14 protein-coding genes and 2 tRNA genes are annotated in these 15,507 nt (G+C 64.8%); 8 read left to right on the top strand and 8 right to left on the bottom strand.

Translation table 11 applies throughout. The features are described from left to right. The first annotated feature begins 79 nt into the window (after positions 1-79). The 4 genes from ABIE58_RS07060 to pcaD are packed head-to-tail and all read left to right on the top strand — an operon-like array spanning position 80 to position 3,372. Complete coding sequence (locus tag ABIE58_RS07060) at positions 80-766, top strand: haloacid dehalogenase type II (RefSeq protein WP_354543998.1); 687 nt, start codon at positions 80-82, stop codon at positions 764-766. Continuing rightward, a complete protein-coding gene (locus ABIE58_RS07065) occupies positions 766-1,599 on the top strand; it encodes an alpha/beta fold hydrolase (protein ID WP_354543999.1) in 834 nt (277 codons plus the stop codon). Before ABIE58_RS07060 ends, ABIE58_RS07065 begins: the two co-directional genes overlap by 1 nt. Continuing rightward, the gene (locus ABIE58_RS07070) at positions 1,596-2,570 is read left to right on the top strand and encodes a threonine ammonia-lyase (RefSeq protein ID WP_354544000.1); all 975 of its coding nucleotides are present in this window, start codon (positions 1,596-1,598) and stop codon (positions 2,568-2,570) included. The genes ABIE58_RS07065 and ABIE58_RS07070 overlap by 4 nt, the downstream gene beginning before the upstream one ends. Before the next feature lie 4 nt (positions 2,571-2,574). Further along, a complete protein-coding gene (gene pcaD, locus ABIE58_RS07075; RefSeq protein ID WP_354544001.1) occupies positions 2,575-3,372 on the top strand; it encodes a 3-oxoadipate enol-lactonase in 798 nt (265 codons plus the stop codon). A 275-nt stretch (positions 3,373-3,647) separates the two neighbouring features. Here pcaD and ABIE58_RS07080 read toward each other — a convergent pair. From ABIE58_RS07080 to ABIE58_RS07100, 5 genes are all read right to left on the bottom strand, one after another. Continuing rightward, positions 3,648-3,722, bottom strand: a tRNA-Glu gene (locus tag ABIE58_RS07080). Between the two features lie 104 nt (positions 3,723-3,826). Next, complete coding sequence (gene recJ / locus ABIE58_RS07085; protein ID WP_354544002.1) at positions 3,827-5,575, bottom strand: single-stranded-DNA-specific exonuclease RecJ; 1,749 nt, start codon at positions 5,573-5,575, stop codon at positions 3,827-3,829. Positions 5,576-5,668: 93 nt separating this feature from the next. After that, on the bottom strand, positions 5,669-6,634 hold the full coding sequence (glpX, locus tag ABIE58_RS07090) for a class II fructose-bisphosphatase (protein ID WP_354544003.1): 966 nt from the start codon (positions 6,632-6,634) through the stop codon (positions 5,669-5,671). 66 nt (positions 6,635-6,700) lie between these two features. Then, positions 6,701-7,987, bottom strand: a complete 1,287-nt coding sequence (locus ABIE58_RS07095) for a homoserine dehydrogenase (protein WP_354544004.1) — start codon at positions 7,985-7,987, stop codon at positions 6,701-6,703. Between the two features lie 74 nt (positions 7,988-8,061). Beyond that, the gene (locus ABIE58_RS07100) at positions 8,062-8,361 is read right to left on the bottom strand and encodes a hypothetical protein (protein WP_354544005.1); all 300 of its coding nucleotides are present in this window, start codon (positions 8,359-8,361) and stop codon (positions 8,062-8,064) included. Between the two features lie 100 nt (positions 8,362-8,461). Here ABIE58_RS07100 and ABIE58_RS07105 point away from each other — a divergent pair, with 100 nt between their 5' ends. From ABIE58_RS07105 to ABIE58_RS07115, 3 genes are all read left to right on the top strand, one after another. After that, entirely contained in the window at positions 8,462-9,055 is a 594-nt protein-coding gene (locus ABIE58_RS07105; RefSeq protein ID WP_354544006.1) for a TetR/AcrR family transcriptional regulator, read from the top strand. A 418-nt stretch (positions 9,056-9,473) separates the two neighbouring features. Continuing rightward, a tRNA-Val gene (locus ABIE58_RS07110) sits at positions 9,474-9,549 on the top strand. A 299-nt stretch (positions 9,550-9,848) separates the two neighbouring features. Next, positions 9,849-10,553, top strand: a complete 705-nt coding sequence (locus tag ABIE58_RS07115; protein WP_354544017.1) for a toll/interleukin-1 receptor domain-containing protein — start codon at positions 9,849-9,851, stop codon at positions 10,551-10,553. 8 nt (positions 10,554-10,561) lie between these two features. Here ABIE58_RS07115 and ABIE58_RS07120 read toward each other — a convergent pair whose 3' ends face one another. The 3 genes from ABIE58_RS07120 to ABIE58_RS07130 form a co-directional block, all read right to left on the bottom strand. Further along, positions 10,562-10,777, bottom strand: a complete 216-nt coding sequence (locus ABIE58_RS07120; RefSeq protein WP_354544007.1) for a hypothetical protein — start codon at positions 10,775-10,777, stop codon at positions 10,562-10,564. 1 nt (position 10,778) lies between these two features. After that, the gene (locus ABIE58_RS07125; protein WP_354544008.1) at positions 10,779-12,602 is read right to left on the bottom strand and encodes a phage tail tape measure protein; all 1,824 of its coding nucleotides are present in this window, start codon (positions 12,600-12,602) and stop codon (positions 10,779-10,781) included. Between the two features lie 609 nt (positions 12,603-13,211). Further along, positions 13,212-13,889, bottom strand: a complete 678-nt coding sequence (locus ABIE58_RS07130; protein ID WP_354544009.1) for a recombinase family protein — start codon at positions 13,887-13,889, stop codon at positions 13,212-13,214. 358 nt (positions 13,890-14,247) lie between these two features. On the opposite strand from ABIE58_RS07130, the gene ABIE58_RS07135 reads away from it, so the two are divergent. Beyond that, positions 14,248-15,402: a hypothetical protein gene (locus ABIE58_RS07135; RefSeq protein ID WP_354544010.1), complete on the top strand. Its 1,155-nt coding sequence runs from the start codon at positions 14,248-14,250 to the stop codon at positions 15,400-15,402. Positions 15,403-15,507: the final 105 nt, after the last annotated feature.

Raw genomic sequence — 15,507 nt, forward strand, 5'->3', positions numbered from 1 at the left:
ACAGACTGCTGGCGCGCCGGGGCTTCCCCCTCCCCCGCATCCGTGCCAGTCTCGGCGCGACCGATCCAAGGAGACACCCATGCCCATCACCACCTGTATCTTCGACGCCTATGGCACGCTTTTCGACGTGGCCGCCGCCGCCCGCAGCGCCGCCGCCGAGCCGGGGCGCGAGAACTTTGCCCGCCACTGGCCCGCGATTGCCGAGAAATGGCGCTTGAAGCAGTTGCAATATACCTGGCTGCGGGCCGTGATGGGCACGCATATCGGCTTTTGGCAGGTGACGCAGGACGGGCTTGATTGGGCGCTCGAATCGGAGGGCTTGCAGGAGGACACGGCGCTGCGCGAGCGCCTGCTACAGCTTTACTGGGAGCTTGCGGCCTATCCCGAAGTGCCCGCGATGCTGGCCGCGCTCAAGGCCGCAGGCCTCAACACCGCGATCCTCTCAAACGGCGCGCCCGACATGCTCGACGGCGCGGTGCGCTCAGCGGGGATCGGCGATGTGCTCGACGATGTGCTGTCGGTCGAAAGCGTGGGCATCTACAAGCCCGCCCGCGTGGTTTATGACCTGGTCGGACAGCGTTTCGGCTGCGCGCCGCAGGAGGTGCTTTTCGTCTCGTCCAATGGCTGGGACGCCTGCGCCGCTGCAGGTTACGGGTTTCAGACTGTCTGGGTCAACCGCGCGGGCGACCCGGTAGACCGCCTGCCCGCCGCCCCCGACCGGCAGCTGTCCGACCTCTCCGGCATCCCCGAGCTGGTGCGCGGCTGATGGCGCGGTTTACCACCTCGGACGGGCTGTCGTTGCACTACGAGGATGAGGGCGACGGCACGCCCATCCTCTGCCTTGCGGGGCTCACGCGCAACAGCGCCGATTTCGCGTTCCTGCTGCCGCATCTGGCAGGGCACCGCGTGATCAGGCTCGATTATCGCGGGCGCGGGCAATCCGATCATGCGCCCGATTTCATGTCCTACAATATCCTGACCGAGGCGCGCGACGCGGTGGAACTTCTCGACCATCTCGGCCTGCCCCGCGTGACGGTGATCGGCACCTCGCGCGGCGGGCTGATCGCGATGGCGCTGGCCTATCTGACGCCTGATCGGCTCTCAGGCGTGGTGCTCAACGATATCGGCCCCGAAGTCGCCACCGAGGGGCTGGAGCGGATCATGGATTACGTCGGTCGCGCGCCCGACCTGCCCGATCTCGATGCCGCCGCCAGCGCCCTCGCCCATGTCCACGCAACCGGCTTTCCCGGCGTGCCGCTTGCGCGCTGGCGCGCGCAGGCCGAGGCGATGTTTGCCGAGGCCCCCGGCGGCGGGCTGGCGCTGCGCTACGATCCCCGCCTGCGCGACGCGCTCATCGGGCAGGCGGGCGCGGGCGAAGCCCCGGACCTCTGGCAGATGTTCGACACGCTGCGCAACCTGCCGCTTGCCGCCATTCGCGGCGCCAATTCCGACCTGCTCTCGCCCGAGACATTCGCCGCGATGCAGGCCCGCCACCCCGGCCTCATCGCGGCCACCGTGCCCGACCGGGGCCATGTCCCCTTCCTCGACGAGCCGGAGGCGCTTGCCGCCATCCATGCCCTGATGGACCAGACAAAATGACCGATATCACCATGATCCGCGCCGCCGCCGCCCGCCTTCAGGGCCACGCGCGACGCACGCCGCTTTTGTCCTCGCCCTTCCTCGACGAGATCGCCGGGCGGCGCGTTTTCATCAAACCCGAATGCCTGCAACATACCGGCAGCTTCAAATATCGCGGCGGGCGCTCGGCTGTATCAGCGCTCGACCCCGACACTCGCGCGCGCGGCGTCATCGCCTTTTCCAGCGGCAATCACGCACAGGGCGTGGCGCTGGCGGCGCAGCAATTCGGCGTGCCCTGCGTCATCATCATGCCGTCCGATGCGCCCCGCCTCAAGATCGACAACACAAGCGCGCTTGGCGCCGAGGTGGTGCTCTACGACCGCGCCTCGGAGGATCGCGACGCCATCGGCGCGGCGCTCTCGTCCGAGCGGGGCCTGACGTTGATCAAACCCTTCGACAACGCGGACGTGATCGCGGGCCAAGGCACGACAGGACTGGAAATCGCCGAAGACGCCACTGCGCTTGGCATCGAGACCGCCGATGTGCTGGTCTGCTGCGGAGGCGGCGGCCTCACCTCGGGCATCGCCCTCGCGCTCGAGGCCGATGCACCGGGTCTGCGCGCCCGGCCCGTGGAGCCGGAGGGCTTCGACGACGTGGCCCGCTCGCTGGCCAGCGGCCGGATCGAGCGCAACACGCGGCTTTCGGGCAGCCTCTGCGACGCGATCATCACGCCGCAGCCCGGCAATCTCACCTTTCCGATCATGGCGCGGCTCTGCGGCCCCGGTCTCGTCGTGACCGAGGACGAGGCCATGCGCGCCATGGCCCACGCCTTCCAGCGGCTCAAGCTGGTGGCCGAGCCGGGCGGCGCGGTGGCCCTCGCCGCCGCCCTCTTTCACGGGCCAGAGATCGAGGGCGAGGCGGTGATCGCCACCATCTCGGGCGGCAATGTCGACGCCGCCACCTTTCGCGACGCCCTTGGCCTGCTGGAATAGCCCCATGCCCTTCGCGACATTCGACGACATCACGCTGCATTACCTCGACGAGGGCACGCCCGACGGCCCGCCGCTGGTGCTGGCCCATGCGCTCGGCACCGGGGCGCTCCTCTGGGACCACATCGTACCGCTCCTGCCGCCGGGCCTGCGGGTGATCCGCTATGACGCGCGCGGGCACGGGGCCTCCTCGACCCCGCCCGCGCCCTACACGATGGGCGCGCTTATCCGCGACGCCGAGCGGCTTCTGGATCATTTGCGCCTGCGCGATGCCATGTTCGTGGGCCTCTCCATCGGCGGCATGGTGGCGCAGGGGCTGGCGGTGAAGCGCCCCGACCTGGTGCGCGCGCTGGTGTTGTCGAATACCGGGGCCAAGATCGCCACGCCCGAGATCTGGGCCGAGCGCATCGCCACCGCGCGCCGCCCCGGCGGGATGGAAGAGCTTGCCGCCGCCTCCTGCACCCGCTGGTTTCCGCGCGCCTATGTTGCGGCGGGCCACCACCTGCCGTGGTTTGAGCATCTCTGCGCCCATGACCCCGAGGGCTATGCCGGTTGCGCGGCGGCCATCTCCGGCACCGATTTCTACACCGCCACCGCCGCGCTGCGCCTGCCCGCGCTCGGGATTGCCGGGGCCGAGGACGGCTCCACCCCGCCCGATCTGGTGCGCGAAACCATCGACCTCATCCCCGGCTCGCAGTTCCGCCTGTTGCGCGGCACCGGCCATCTGCCCCCCATCGACAGCCCCGCTGGGTATGCCACCTGCCTCACCGATTTCATCGCCGCCACGGGGCATCTCGCGGGTTAGGGCACCGTCAGTCGCGCGCCAAAATCCGGTGCCACCGCCCGCGTGCCGCCCTTGCCACAAGGTGCCCGATGCGATGCGGGGGATGGCGCATGGCCTGAGAATGCCCTGTGCCGCTTGCCCCGCGCGCGCAACAAGGCGTGCCGGGCAAGCCACAAGATCAGGGCGATGGGAAGGCGTCAAGATACCGATGGGCCGAGGACATAAGCGAGCGGCTTGTAATATACAAGACGACACGAAGATAAATCTCATGCGTTCCAATATCTTGGCGGATGAAGTGGCAGCCCGTAGGGGAGTCGAACCCCTCTTTCCAGGTTGAAAACCTGGCGTCCTAACCGATAGACGAACGGGCCACGCTTGGCGTGATGCGTGATTATGAAAAACCACCGGGCGGCGCAAGGGGCATTTTGCGAAAAAGCGGTCGCGCCGTGGAAAAACCCAAGGCCGCCCGCGCCGCTCATCCGGCGGGTGCCGCGTCCTCGACCCGCAACTGAACGGTTTGCCGCCCGCCCCAGTGGTTGACATCAAGCCGCCCGGCGACATGGAACCGCGCGCCGCCATGTGCCAGCAGCGCGGGGCCAAGCGGTCCGTCAAAGGCACCGAAGGCGATGGCGTCGAGCCGCGCGCCAAGCCCGTCATCGAGCCGCAGCTTCAGATGCGTCTCGCCCACCGCGCGGGCAAAGCCGATCCGGCAATCGGGGATGACAAAGCGCGGCCCCGGCGCGCCCGCGCCGAACGGCCCCGCCGCCTCCAACCGCTCGACCAGTTCGGGCGTGGCGGCACCGGGCATCAGCACCCCGTCGAGCCGCAGATCGGCGGGGCCGCCTTCGCCCGCGCCCTGCCGCGCCAGCAGATCCGAGAGCCGCGCCATCGCCTCGTCCAGCCGGTCACGCGCCACTGTAAGACCAGCGGCCATCTTGTGCCCGCCGCCCTTCAGCAGCACTCCCTCGCGCGCCAGCCGCTGCACCGCCGCACCAAGATCGACCCCCGCCACCGAGCGCCCCGAACCCTTGCCCTCATCTCCGTCAAGCCCGATCACCACGGCGGGCCGGTTCGCCGCCTCCTTGAGACGGCTCGCCACGATCCCCACCACGCCCGGATGCCAGCCCTCGCCCGCCGCCCACACGAGCGGCGCATCGAACCCGCGCGCCTCGGCCTGTGCCATTGCGGCGGCGCGCACCTCCGCCTCGACCGCGCGGCGCTCCTCGTTGAGCACCTCCAGCCGCTCGGCCAGCGCGCGCGCCTCGCCCGCGTCATTCGTCGCCAGAAGCCGCGCGCCCAGATCGGCCTGCCCGATGCGGCCTCCGGCATTGATGCGCGGGCCAAGGACAAAGCCGAGGTGATAGGCCGCTGGCGCGCGATCAAGTCGCGCCACATCCGAGAGCGCGACCAGACCGGGCCGCGCGCGCCGCGCCATTACCACCAGCCCCTGCCGCACAAAGGCGCGGTTGACGCCGGTGAGCGGCGCGACATCCGCCACCGTCGCCAGCGCCACCAGATCCAAGAGCGCCATCAGGTCCGGCCCCGCGCGCCCCGCCGCGCGCAATTGCCGCCCCGCCTCGACCAGCATCAAAAACACCACCGCCGCCGCACAAAGATGCCCAAGATCGCCCGATTCGTCCTGCCGGTTGGGGTTGACCACCGCCAAAGCGGGCGGCAGCGTCTCGCCGCCCAGATGGTGATCGAGCACCACCACATCCGCACCCTCGGCAGCACCCAGCGCCTCATGGCTCAGCGTGCCGCAATCGACGCAGATGATCAGGTCATGACCCGCCGCCAGATCGCGCATCGCGGGCGGGTTCGGCCCATAGCCCTCGTCGATCCGGTCGGGGATATAAAGTGTGGGCCGCCCCGCCCCCATCCGCCGCAGCCAGTCGATCAAGAGCGCCGCCGAGGTGCCGCCATCCACGTCGTAATCGGCAAAGACCGCGATCCGCTCGGCCCCCGCCACCGCCGCCAGAAGCCGCGCCGCCGCCGTCTCCATGTCGCGCAAAGATCGCGGGTCGGGCATGAGATCGCGCAGCGTCGGCGCAAGATAGCTCTCGGCCCCCGCCTCCGGCACGCCGAGCCGCGCCAGCACAAGGCACAGGGCGGGCGGCAGGCCGGTCGCCTGCGCCATCGCCTCGGCATGGCGCGCCGTCTCGACCCCCGGCCCGACCCAGCGCCGCCCGCCAAGCGAATGCTCCACCCCAAGAAAAGCGGTCATGTGGCAAGGCCCCGCTTCATCTTGCCATAAATATTCCGGGGGAGTCCCCGCCCTTGCGGGGACGGGGGCAGCGCCCCCCGCCTTGCCCGCCGATCAGTCACGCTTGCTGCGATAGACCATGCGCCGCACCGATCCGGTGCGCGAGCGCATCAGCACCGTCTCGGTCTCGACGAAACCGGGGCGGCGATGCACGCCCTTGAGGATCGAGCCATCGGTGACGCCGGTGGCGGCAAAGATCACCTGGTCGGTCACCATCTCGTCGCGGGCATAGACCCGGTCGAAATCGGTGATGCCAGCCTTGGTCGCGCGCGCCCGCTCGTCATCGTTGCGAAAGACCAGCCGCCCCCACATCTGCCCGCCCATGCATTTGAGCGCCGAGGCCGCCAGCACCCCCTCGGGCGCGCCGCCGGTGCCCATATACATGTCGATGCCGGTGCGCTCGGATTCGGCGCAATGGATCACGCCCGCCACATCGCCATCGGTGATGAGATGAACCGCGGCACCGGTCTCGCGCAACTCGGCGATCATCGCCTCGTGGCGCGGGCGCTCCAGCACGCAGACGGTGATTTCCGACGGGCGGCAGCCGCGCGCAGCGGCCAGCGCCTCGACCCGCTCGCGTGGCCCCATCGCCAGCGACACGACATTCTCGGGGTATCCCGGCCCAATGGCCAGCTTGTCCATATAAGTGTCGGGCGCGTGCAAGAGCGTGCCGCGCGGGGCCATCGCGATCACGGTGAGCGCATTGGGCATGGCCTTGGCGGTCAGCGTCGTGCCTTCCAGCGGGTCGAGCGCGATATCCACACCGGGGCCATCGCCGGTGCCCACCTCCTCGCCGATGAACAGCATCGGTGCCTCGTCGCGCTCGCCCTCGCCGATCACCACCACGCCCTTGATATTGAGCATGTTGAGCTGCTCGCGCATGGCGTTGACGGCGGCCTGGTCGGCGGCCTTCTCGTCGCCGCGGCCAATCAGGTCGGCGCAGGCGAGCGCCGCCTGTTCGGCCACGCGCGCAAGGCCAAGCGAGATCATACGGTCGTTGAAGGCAATATCGGAACTCATGGGGTGATCCTTATGAATGAGTCGGGAAAAGATTAAAGAGCGCGGCACCCGCGCACAAGCGGCGGCTCAGACCTGCTCGATGCGCAGCGCCACCGGATCGGCGGCCAGCACGTCGAGGCGGCGAATGCCCGAAAGCGCGGTGTCGAGCGCGTCGCGATTGGTCTTGTGGGTGACGATGAGCACCGGGGCGGTGGTGTCGTCATGGCGATACTGGCGCATCCGGTCGATGGAGACCCCGGCCTCGCCGAGGCAGGTCGCCACCTTGGCGAGCGCACCGGGCTTGTCGCGCAGCGCCATGCGCAGGTAATAGGGCGCGGGTGTCGCGCTGCTTGCGCGCGCACAGGGCACCAGCGTCGCGGCAGGCTGCCCGAAGGTCGAGAGCCGCGTGCCGCGCGCGATGTCGATCACATCGGCCATCACCGCGCTTGCCGTCGGCCCCATGCCCGCGCCGGGGCCGCGCAGCACGATTTGTTCCACCGCGTCGCCCTCCAGCACCACCATGTTGGTGCCGCCCTCAAGCTGCCCCAGCGGGCTGGCGGCGGGCACAAGGCAGGGCGACATGCGTTGCTCCAGCCCGCGCCCCGTCATCTGCGCCACACCCAAAAGCTTGATGCGATAGCCCATATCGGCGGCGCGGCGGATATCGTCGAGGGTGATTTCCTGAATGCCTTCGAGCGTCACGCCCTCGAAATCCACCTGGCAGCCAAAGGCGATAGCCGAGAGCAAGGCGAGTTTGTGCCCTGCGTCGATGCCACCCACGTCGAGATTGGGATCGGCTTCCAGATAGCCCAGCTTGTCGGCCTCTTCAAAAAGCGCGTTATAGCCTTGGCCGGTGGCCTCCATCTGCGTCAGGATATAGTTGCAGGTGCCGTTCATGACGCCCATCACGCGGGTGATCTCGTTGCCCGCCAACCCCTCGGTCAGCGCCTTCACCACCGGGATGCCGCCCGCCACGGCGGCCTCGAAGCGGATCACGCGACCTGCGGCCTCGGCCGCGAGCGCCAGCGCCTGCCCGTGATGCGCGAGCATCGCCTTGTTGGCCGTCACCACATCCTTGCCTGCCGCAATCGCCGCCTCGGTCGCGGCCTTGGCGGGGCCATCCGAGCCGCCCATCAACTCCACGAACACATCCACATCCGCGCGCTGCGCCAGCGCCACGGGATCATCCTCCCAGCCGTAGCCCGCAAGGCTCACGCCGCGATCCTTGTCGCGGCTGCGCGCCGAGACCGCGCTGATGGTGACGGCGCGACCGGTGCGGGCCTGCAACAGCTCGGCCTTTTGCCGCACGATGCGCACCACGCCGGTGCCGACGGTGCCAAGCCCGGCAATGCCGAGGCGCAGGGGGGTGGTCATGGCTGTCTCCGATACTCAAGGCCGCGTGCGTTGCGGCGCGATGTAACGGGTTCGCCCGCCGCTTGCAACGCGGCTCAGCCGCCCACGCCGCGTTGCATCCGGGTTTGTGTCTCGGCGTCGAGCACCGGGCCGCGTAACCGGCCTGCGCGCGCGCGCAACCGCTCGGCGCGGGTGGTGACGGCGGGGGCGGCCTCGGCGGGGGCAACCCCGGCGGGCGGCACCTGCGCGACGATCTGCTCTGCGGGCACAAGCCTGGGATAAGGCGTGCCCGCCCCCGAGGCCACCAGCTCGGGCGACAGCGGATAGCGCTCGGCGCAGGCAGCGAGCGCGACAAGCGCGGCAAGCGCGCAAAGGCTGGGCGGGAAGGGGCGCATCGGGGCCTCGCAGCGGAACTCTCGCCCCTTTCTTGCCAGTCCGGGGGGGCGGGGGCAAGCGGGGCCTTGATCTGAACGCGTGTTCAGATAAACCGTTGGCATGGCACGCACGCAAGGATCGCATTCCGACATCACCGGCCCACGGGTGCGCGAGGCGGCGCTGCGGCTCTTCGCGCAGCATGGCTATGCCGCTGTTTCCATGCGAAAGATCGCAGGCGAGGTCGGCGTGCAAGCCGGTGCCCTCTATAATTACACGCCCGACAAGCAGACATTGCTGTTCGATCTCATGCGCACCCATATGGAGGACCTGCTGGCCGGGTGGGACGGCGTGGCCCCGACAGGCGCGGCGCTCGACGCGCTCGAGGCCTTCACCCGCTTTCACATCCGCTTCAACACGCGGCGCGCCGATGCCGTCTTTGTCTCCTACATGGAATTGCGCAATCTGACGCCGGAAAACTTCGACATCATCGAGGGATTGCGCCGCGATTACGAGACCCGGCTGGAGGCGATCCTGCGCCGGGGCGTGGCCGAGGGCCGCCTTGCCGTGGCCGAGCCGCGTATCACGGCGATGGCGCTCATCGCGATGCTGACCGGGATCAACACCTGGTTCCGCGCGCAAGGACGGCTGAGCCTTTCGGAGGTCGAGACGCTCTACTGGGACATGGTGCGCCGCGCGGTGGCGCGGGAGGCGTAGGGCTCGTCACCCGACACAAGGTGCCCGATGGTGTGCGAGGAGAGCGATCAGGGGCTGGTGAGGACGTTCGCGGACATGTGCCGAGCCGCGCGAGCGCCCGACCGCGGGTGGGCGCTGCAACGGTTTTGGAATGCACTTTATGGCGCAAAATACTGCAACGATTGCGCGGGGGATATACGTTGCAAAAGCGCCCGCCCGTCCGGGCGGTCGGGCGCGCGCGCGGCGGCGCGCAAGCGCGCCTTGTTCCGCGCGGGGGGCAGGGGGCGAATGGCGGCAACAGGCCACAAACGCCGCCCACCAAGCCGATGACCGACTGCGCGCGCGGCGCGGGCACGGTTCAGATCAAAAGGGGCACCCTGGTCCCGTACGCAAGGCCTCTTGCACGGGGCGGGGCGGATCGCTATCAGGCACAGCGGATGGGTGATTAGCTCAGTTGGTAGAGCGCTTCGTTTACACCGAAGATGTCGGGAGTTCGAGTCTCTCATCACCCACCATTCCCAAAAACCCTTTAAGTATTGAAAACTAAAGGAAACTTAGGGGGCGCTTTTTCGCAATGTATAGCAGGCGCGCTTGAAATGTATAGCAGGCAAGGGGGCGCGGTCTGCCTTGAACTTACATATGCAACCCGCACGGCGATTTGGGATTGACGGTGATTCAGGCCCGTTTCCCTACTTATGTCCAAAACACAGCCGGTTATGACAACGGATTGCGCGTGTCGGACCGCGCATTCTATGAGTCCTTAAGTCTACAAGTTGTACTTGTGGAGCGCGAGACCACCTTGTATAGTGCCGAAATGGCAAGATGCACCGCACCAGTAAACGGCCACCGTTCAGCCGCCGCAGCGGCGAATTGCCCTGCATGTCGTCATCGCTATGGCGGTTACCGCAGTTATGGTTATTCTTCGGGCTATTCTTCATCGGGCTACAGCAGCGGCGGCTCTATAAGTAGCAGCAGTCGGGGTGGCGGCAGTTCCGGTAGGAGTAAACCACGCTGGTCGCCAGCGGGTTCGTCAGTAAGCTACACGCCTACTGAGGTGCAAGCACTTACACCGATCCGCCGTAGCGTCGAGACGCGTACGCCCCCACCTGAGTCTCGGGACGTATTTCTATGTCACGCATGGGATGACCGGGGCGGGGCGGCTAAGGAACTGCATGATTTGCTCGAATCTCGCGGTGTTACTGTCTGGTTTAGCGAGAAAGACGTACTTCTCGGCTCGTCATTACTACGCGAAATTGACAAAGGTCTTGCGAGGTCACGCGTTGGGATCGTGCTCGTAACGCCTAAGTTCCTAGAGCGCATTCGTGGAGAGGGAATCGCGGAAAAAGAGCTTTCGGTACTACTCGCGCGCGACTTGCTCGTTCCTATCGTGCATGAAACTACATATGAAACTCTTCGCGAAGTCAGCCCTATGCTTGGTTCGCGAAGTGGCCTGAGCACCGCAGAAGACCCTATGGCAACTGTCGCGGTAAAACTCGCCGAACTGGTGAGCGATCTATAACAATCTCATCACACGTTCTCGTCGGACTCCGGGTCTTCGCCCGCGTTAGCGGGGCCTATACCGGGTGGTAGATGCGAGTCGGCGCGGTGGTACATGTCCCGCAACATCGCTTCCTTGTCGCCCTTTGCCGGGTCGGTTCCATCCGTCCGGAAACCGGATTGGGTCAATCCGCGCTGTTCGCGGATTGCGTTGATCTTTTCTGCGTATATTCCGAGTCGGCTCATTTTATCCGTTCTTCCTCAATGCTCTCTGGGCGGCGCTCAGACCGTCCGCCGCAACTTGGTTCTGGGTCCGCCGGAAGGCGTCCGGGTCTGGCGCGGTGATATTGTACGTGGGGCTGTAGTTCAGCATCTGGGCTGCGCCGCCGTTTGACCCGCCCGTCATTTCAACGGGAATCTTGCGCCCCTTGGACAGCGGAATAACGGCTTCGTTGGGGGGCAGCATGGCGGGGATGCCAGAGGTGTTCGGGGTGCCTTCCGAGAAGTGCGGTGCATTCTTGAACGCCGCCGCCGGGACGGTGCTATGCGCTACGGCCTGCGTTGAATATCCACCTTCAGAGAAGAGGCCTGCGAGGAAGCCGCCGTTTCCGCCAAAGAGGCCTGACAGGAGGCCACCCCCGGAACTGGACCCGCCAGACAGGGCGTCGCCAAACAGTTCCTTCACTGCCAGCTTAGCCGCCAAATCGACCATCGTCGCGAGGATGGAGTCGGCGAGACGTTCGAAGTCGAACTTCCCGGTCTTGGCGAAAGACGCGATCTCAGATGACAGGTTGTCGAGAATATCCTCTTCGATCATGCGGCCCGCTTCGCGGTAGCTGGGGACGGCGTCTAGCCATGCCCGCGCGCCCTGATTTGCGGCGGCGGTCAGTTCGTTGTTCAGCTTCTGGGCGGCGTCAATCTGGCGGATCATCGCTGCGGTCTGCTGGTCCACCGCGCCATTACCCGCGATCATGGCCTCAGCCATCAGCTTCGCGGCTTCCGTAGTCTGGAACTGGCCAGACGCCACCAGATCAAGGGCAGTGTTTTCGGCCTGAAGGTTGCGCAGGCGTTCTTCAATGGCGCGGGAGGTCTTTTCAATCGCCTTCTGTTCCTCTGTCAGGGCTTGCTTTCGAGATCCGCCCCGGCGGGCGGGACGGTTGGCCTCTGCCAGCGACTTGCGCAGGGCCTCTTGTTCCTTGGTTGCCTGTTCTAGGGCGGCGATCTCTGCCAGCCGGGGCGCGATCTGCTCAACGCCCACATTCTGGCCACGGGCGCGGGCGTCGGATAGGACCTGATCAAGCTGCACCCGGCGGTTTGCGGCGGCGGCGGAGAGACCCTTTTCGATCTGGAGATTCAGGGCCTTGTTCTGGGCCTGTATGGCCCCGATCTGTTCCTGAACACTCTTGCCGATAGCCCCTAGAGCGGCTGGCGCGCTACCAAGATTCGCCAGAAGGCGCGCGGCTTCGTTCGCGGCGGTGCCCACCTGACCGGCAAGGTTGCTGGCGGCGGCACTGGCGTTGTTGGTTGCCTTGGTCGTTCCATTCTGGGCGGCTAGAAGGCGCAGGGCTGCATCCTCGGCGCGCACCAACTGAGATAGCACGCCAGCGGCGGACCCTTCGGCCTTGTCCAAGCCCCCGGCTGTGGATTCCACCGCCTGTCTCAGGCGCGTGACCGCTTCGGCCTGTTCTTCGAAGGTGCGGGCGCGCTTGACGTCCTGCATAAGATTCAGAAGGGTCCGGGCGCGGTCATTGGTGGTCTCGAACGCGCGCCGGACGGCGTCAACGTCGCCGGTGAATATATTACCGTCGCTTGTCAGTTCGCCCCGGATGGAGTCGATCAATTGACTATTGGCCAGACCGGCCTCTAGCTCTGCCACCTTGCGCAGGCGCTCTAGGTGGGCGTCGAGTTCGGCGTTCACGCGCCCATACTGTTCGCGCAGGCGCTGTAGGTTGTCACCTGACAGGTCATCTGTGGCACGGCGCAGGGTATTGATAGCGCCCTTGAATTCTGCGGCCCCACGCTTGGCGGCGGATGCATCTATCTTGAGTCTGAGGTCGTGGGTTTCGGCCATTCTGGGGGCCTTTCTTTTCTGGCTGCTCGAAAAAGGATGGCGGGGTCGGGGCGGTCCACAGTGGCAGCCAAGAACGGCCCCGACCTCGCCTAGCACTCGCCGGAAGAGGGTCGGCGTGTGACTGCTGGAGATGGATACAGAATATCACAGGACCCGCGAGGCACCTAGAAAACGGGCCGAAAACGGGTCACGGCGGCGCGTGTAACTCTAATTCGATTTCAACTGAAAATTTCTGAGGCCAGATCGTAAATCGAGGGAGGGGTGGTGTCCTTCCCGGCGGGGTCCCCGTCCACATTTTTGGTGAACCACTTCATTTTTTACGGTGGAATATTGCACCCCGTGAACGATTGGCGATTGCAACAAATCGGTGGGTTTTCGGGGCACACTGCAACTATTAAGCACAATTTGGTTGCATAGGTGCTGACAGCACCTGCGCCCGATTTTGGGGTATAGGGATACCCCCTGACGGGTCCCCTTTTTATTAAATGAAATCAATGACTTAGTTGGCCTCAGCGGTTGTCCGGGCATGCCCGCTAACGCGGGCCACCACCGTATATGCCCCCGCCAGCGTATCTCTGAGCCGCCTATGTGCCGTTATGAGCGAGACGGCTACGTAGCCGCCAATCTCTTCCGTAAATTGGATACGCTGGACGGGTGCCAGCGTCCGCCACGGGGCGTTGTGTATCCTTGGCGATTCAGTTCGTCCGCCTGTGCCTGCAAGGTCGTATACCCGGCCTGTACAAGGTCACTCAACGTATCGGCGAGGTCGGCGGCGCGGGCGTCAGCCCGCTTCTGATTGGCCTTCACAGCGTCCACGTTGCCCTTACCAGCGCGCTTGAATGGCTCTGCGCCGTGGGGGTTGCCAAGCTTGGTCCCGCGCGCCTTCGCGGCCTGTAGAGCGGCCTTTGTGCGGGTGCTGATCGAACGGGCTTCCTCAGCCGCGACAAGCGACAAGACACCGATGGTCAGGGGCGTGGCGTGGGGGTTGTCACAGCATACGAAATCGACGCCAGACTCCTGTAAAGTAAGGAGAAAAGCGGCATTTCGGCTGAGCCTGTCGAGACGGGCTATACAAAGGCGGCTATTGGTCAGGCGGGCTTTGCGGATAGCTTCCTGTAGGGCCGGACGGTCGTTATTCCGCCCCGATTCTACCTCTTGGTATTCCGCCACCGTGACCGCGTTAGCGGTCTTCGCATACGCCCGGATTGCTTCCCGCTGGGCTTCCAGCCCAAGGCCGCTGCGCCCCTGCTGATCGGTACTCACTCGGACATAAGTTACGATCTTCACGCCTGACCCTCCATTTCCATTTACGCCTAATGCTCGTTTGACGTGAATGTAATGGCGCGAAGCATGATTCGCGAGTCTTTTCAATGGTTTAGATACATCACTGAGGGAAACAGTGCGTTTATGTGAGCCTTCAACGTTCGCGCCATGTTCTCACTGTGCGAAAAAGAACAAAGTGTGAACATTTTGGGGAGTTGTGTTCGTTTTTGCAGACGGCGGCTGAGGCGCACCATTTCGCATCTTGTAACCGACGCGGTCTATCACGCCAATGGATAACTCTACCATATTTTGTGTATGAGTTGACCGCAGCACCTAATCGGCAGATAAATGCCAGAAGGGAAGCGAGAATGAGGGCCGAACAATGGTGGTAGTTGATCTAAAGACAAAGGTCCTTCCTCAAAATCACCGAGCATATATGGTCAGACCGGGAACGGGCTATCATCTACTAGGCGCGTTTAACGCAAATCATGCAATTGCGCCTGACCTTGCATTCTTGGGCATTCCGGCGGGCGAGCGGCCTCGCGATTTCGATGGCATTGAAGATCAGATAAAACGTGCGCGAGCCTTTGCAGAATGGGTGAAGACAGAGAAATCCAGAGGCGACCCGTTGCCTCCCCAAGATTTGGCAGAATATCAGAATGAAGACACACCGTCCCGTGTTGCGATGTATCGGAATACCGCAGATGAAATATTGCACGCGCTTCCGAAGGGGGCCTTGATCTTCGTGCCGAACCCGAATTTCACCCAGCGCGCGATGGTCGGCGAGTTGGCAGGTGCAGATGAAGATCGAGTTCGGTTCAATGGAACCGGTCATTGGGGTGAATTTCAGTATTTGGGCCGCAGACTGCACAATGTCAAAATGCTGCCCATGCGAAAGCTACCCAAAGAGTTTTATCCTCCGATGAAGCGTCGGAACTGGATACATGAGTATGGCGGAAAAGAAACAGAACTACTGTATCGGCAGTACTACGGCGACTTTGAAATCGTTGGTCGGAAAGCAGTTACTGAAATCGAAGTGACCGGACAGCGGGTCTTTCCGCAGGACCTCAGCATCATCGGTGCACTTATAACATTGATAGACCAGAAATTGGCGCGTCAGGCCGCAGGCGATGCCGAAGCTTTGAACCTCTTGCAAGCGGTATTCTTGCCGCCGGATCAGGAAGAGGGACCGGTGGTCCATGCCAGCTTGGGTTCACCCGGAAACGTGCTCGTTGAATCCGTTCGGAGGCGAGCCGCGCCGGTGTTGAAAGTGATTGTGGTCTTGGCGCTCGGCTTTACCGGCAACGAGATTTGGGACATGGTTCAGGCGAACGAACTACAACTTGTCAACAGCCAAGCGCTCCAAGGCGCAGGCGGCGAGGAGAGGTGGTCCTGCTTTTTCGACCAGTTTGCAGCCCGGTTAAGGTGGATCAGGGTTTTACATCAGGCTGCCATTTTCACGGGTTCGGTTTTGCTGGCATGGACCTCGTCGGGGGTCAAGATGCCGTGGGTTGAGTGGGGCCGCTCGGCGTTGTAATAGGCCAGCCTGCGCATTCCGGGGTGATCCGGTCGGGGATTCCGATTTGATCCGGTCACCCATTCCAATCTGATCCGGTCACCGATTCCGGAGTATCCGGTCACC

Source organism: Roseovarius sp. MBR-78, from assembly GCF_040547535.1.
Classification (GTDB): domain Bacteria; phylum Pseudomonadota; class Alphaproteobacteria; order Rhodobacterales; family Rhodobacteraceae; genus Roseovarius.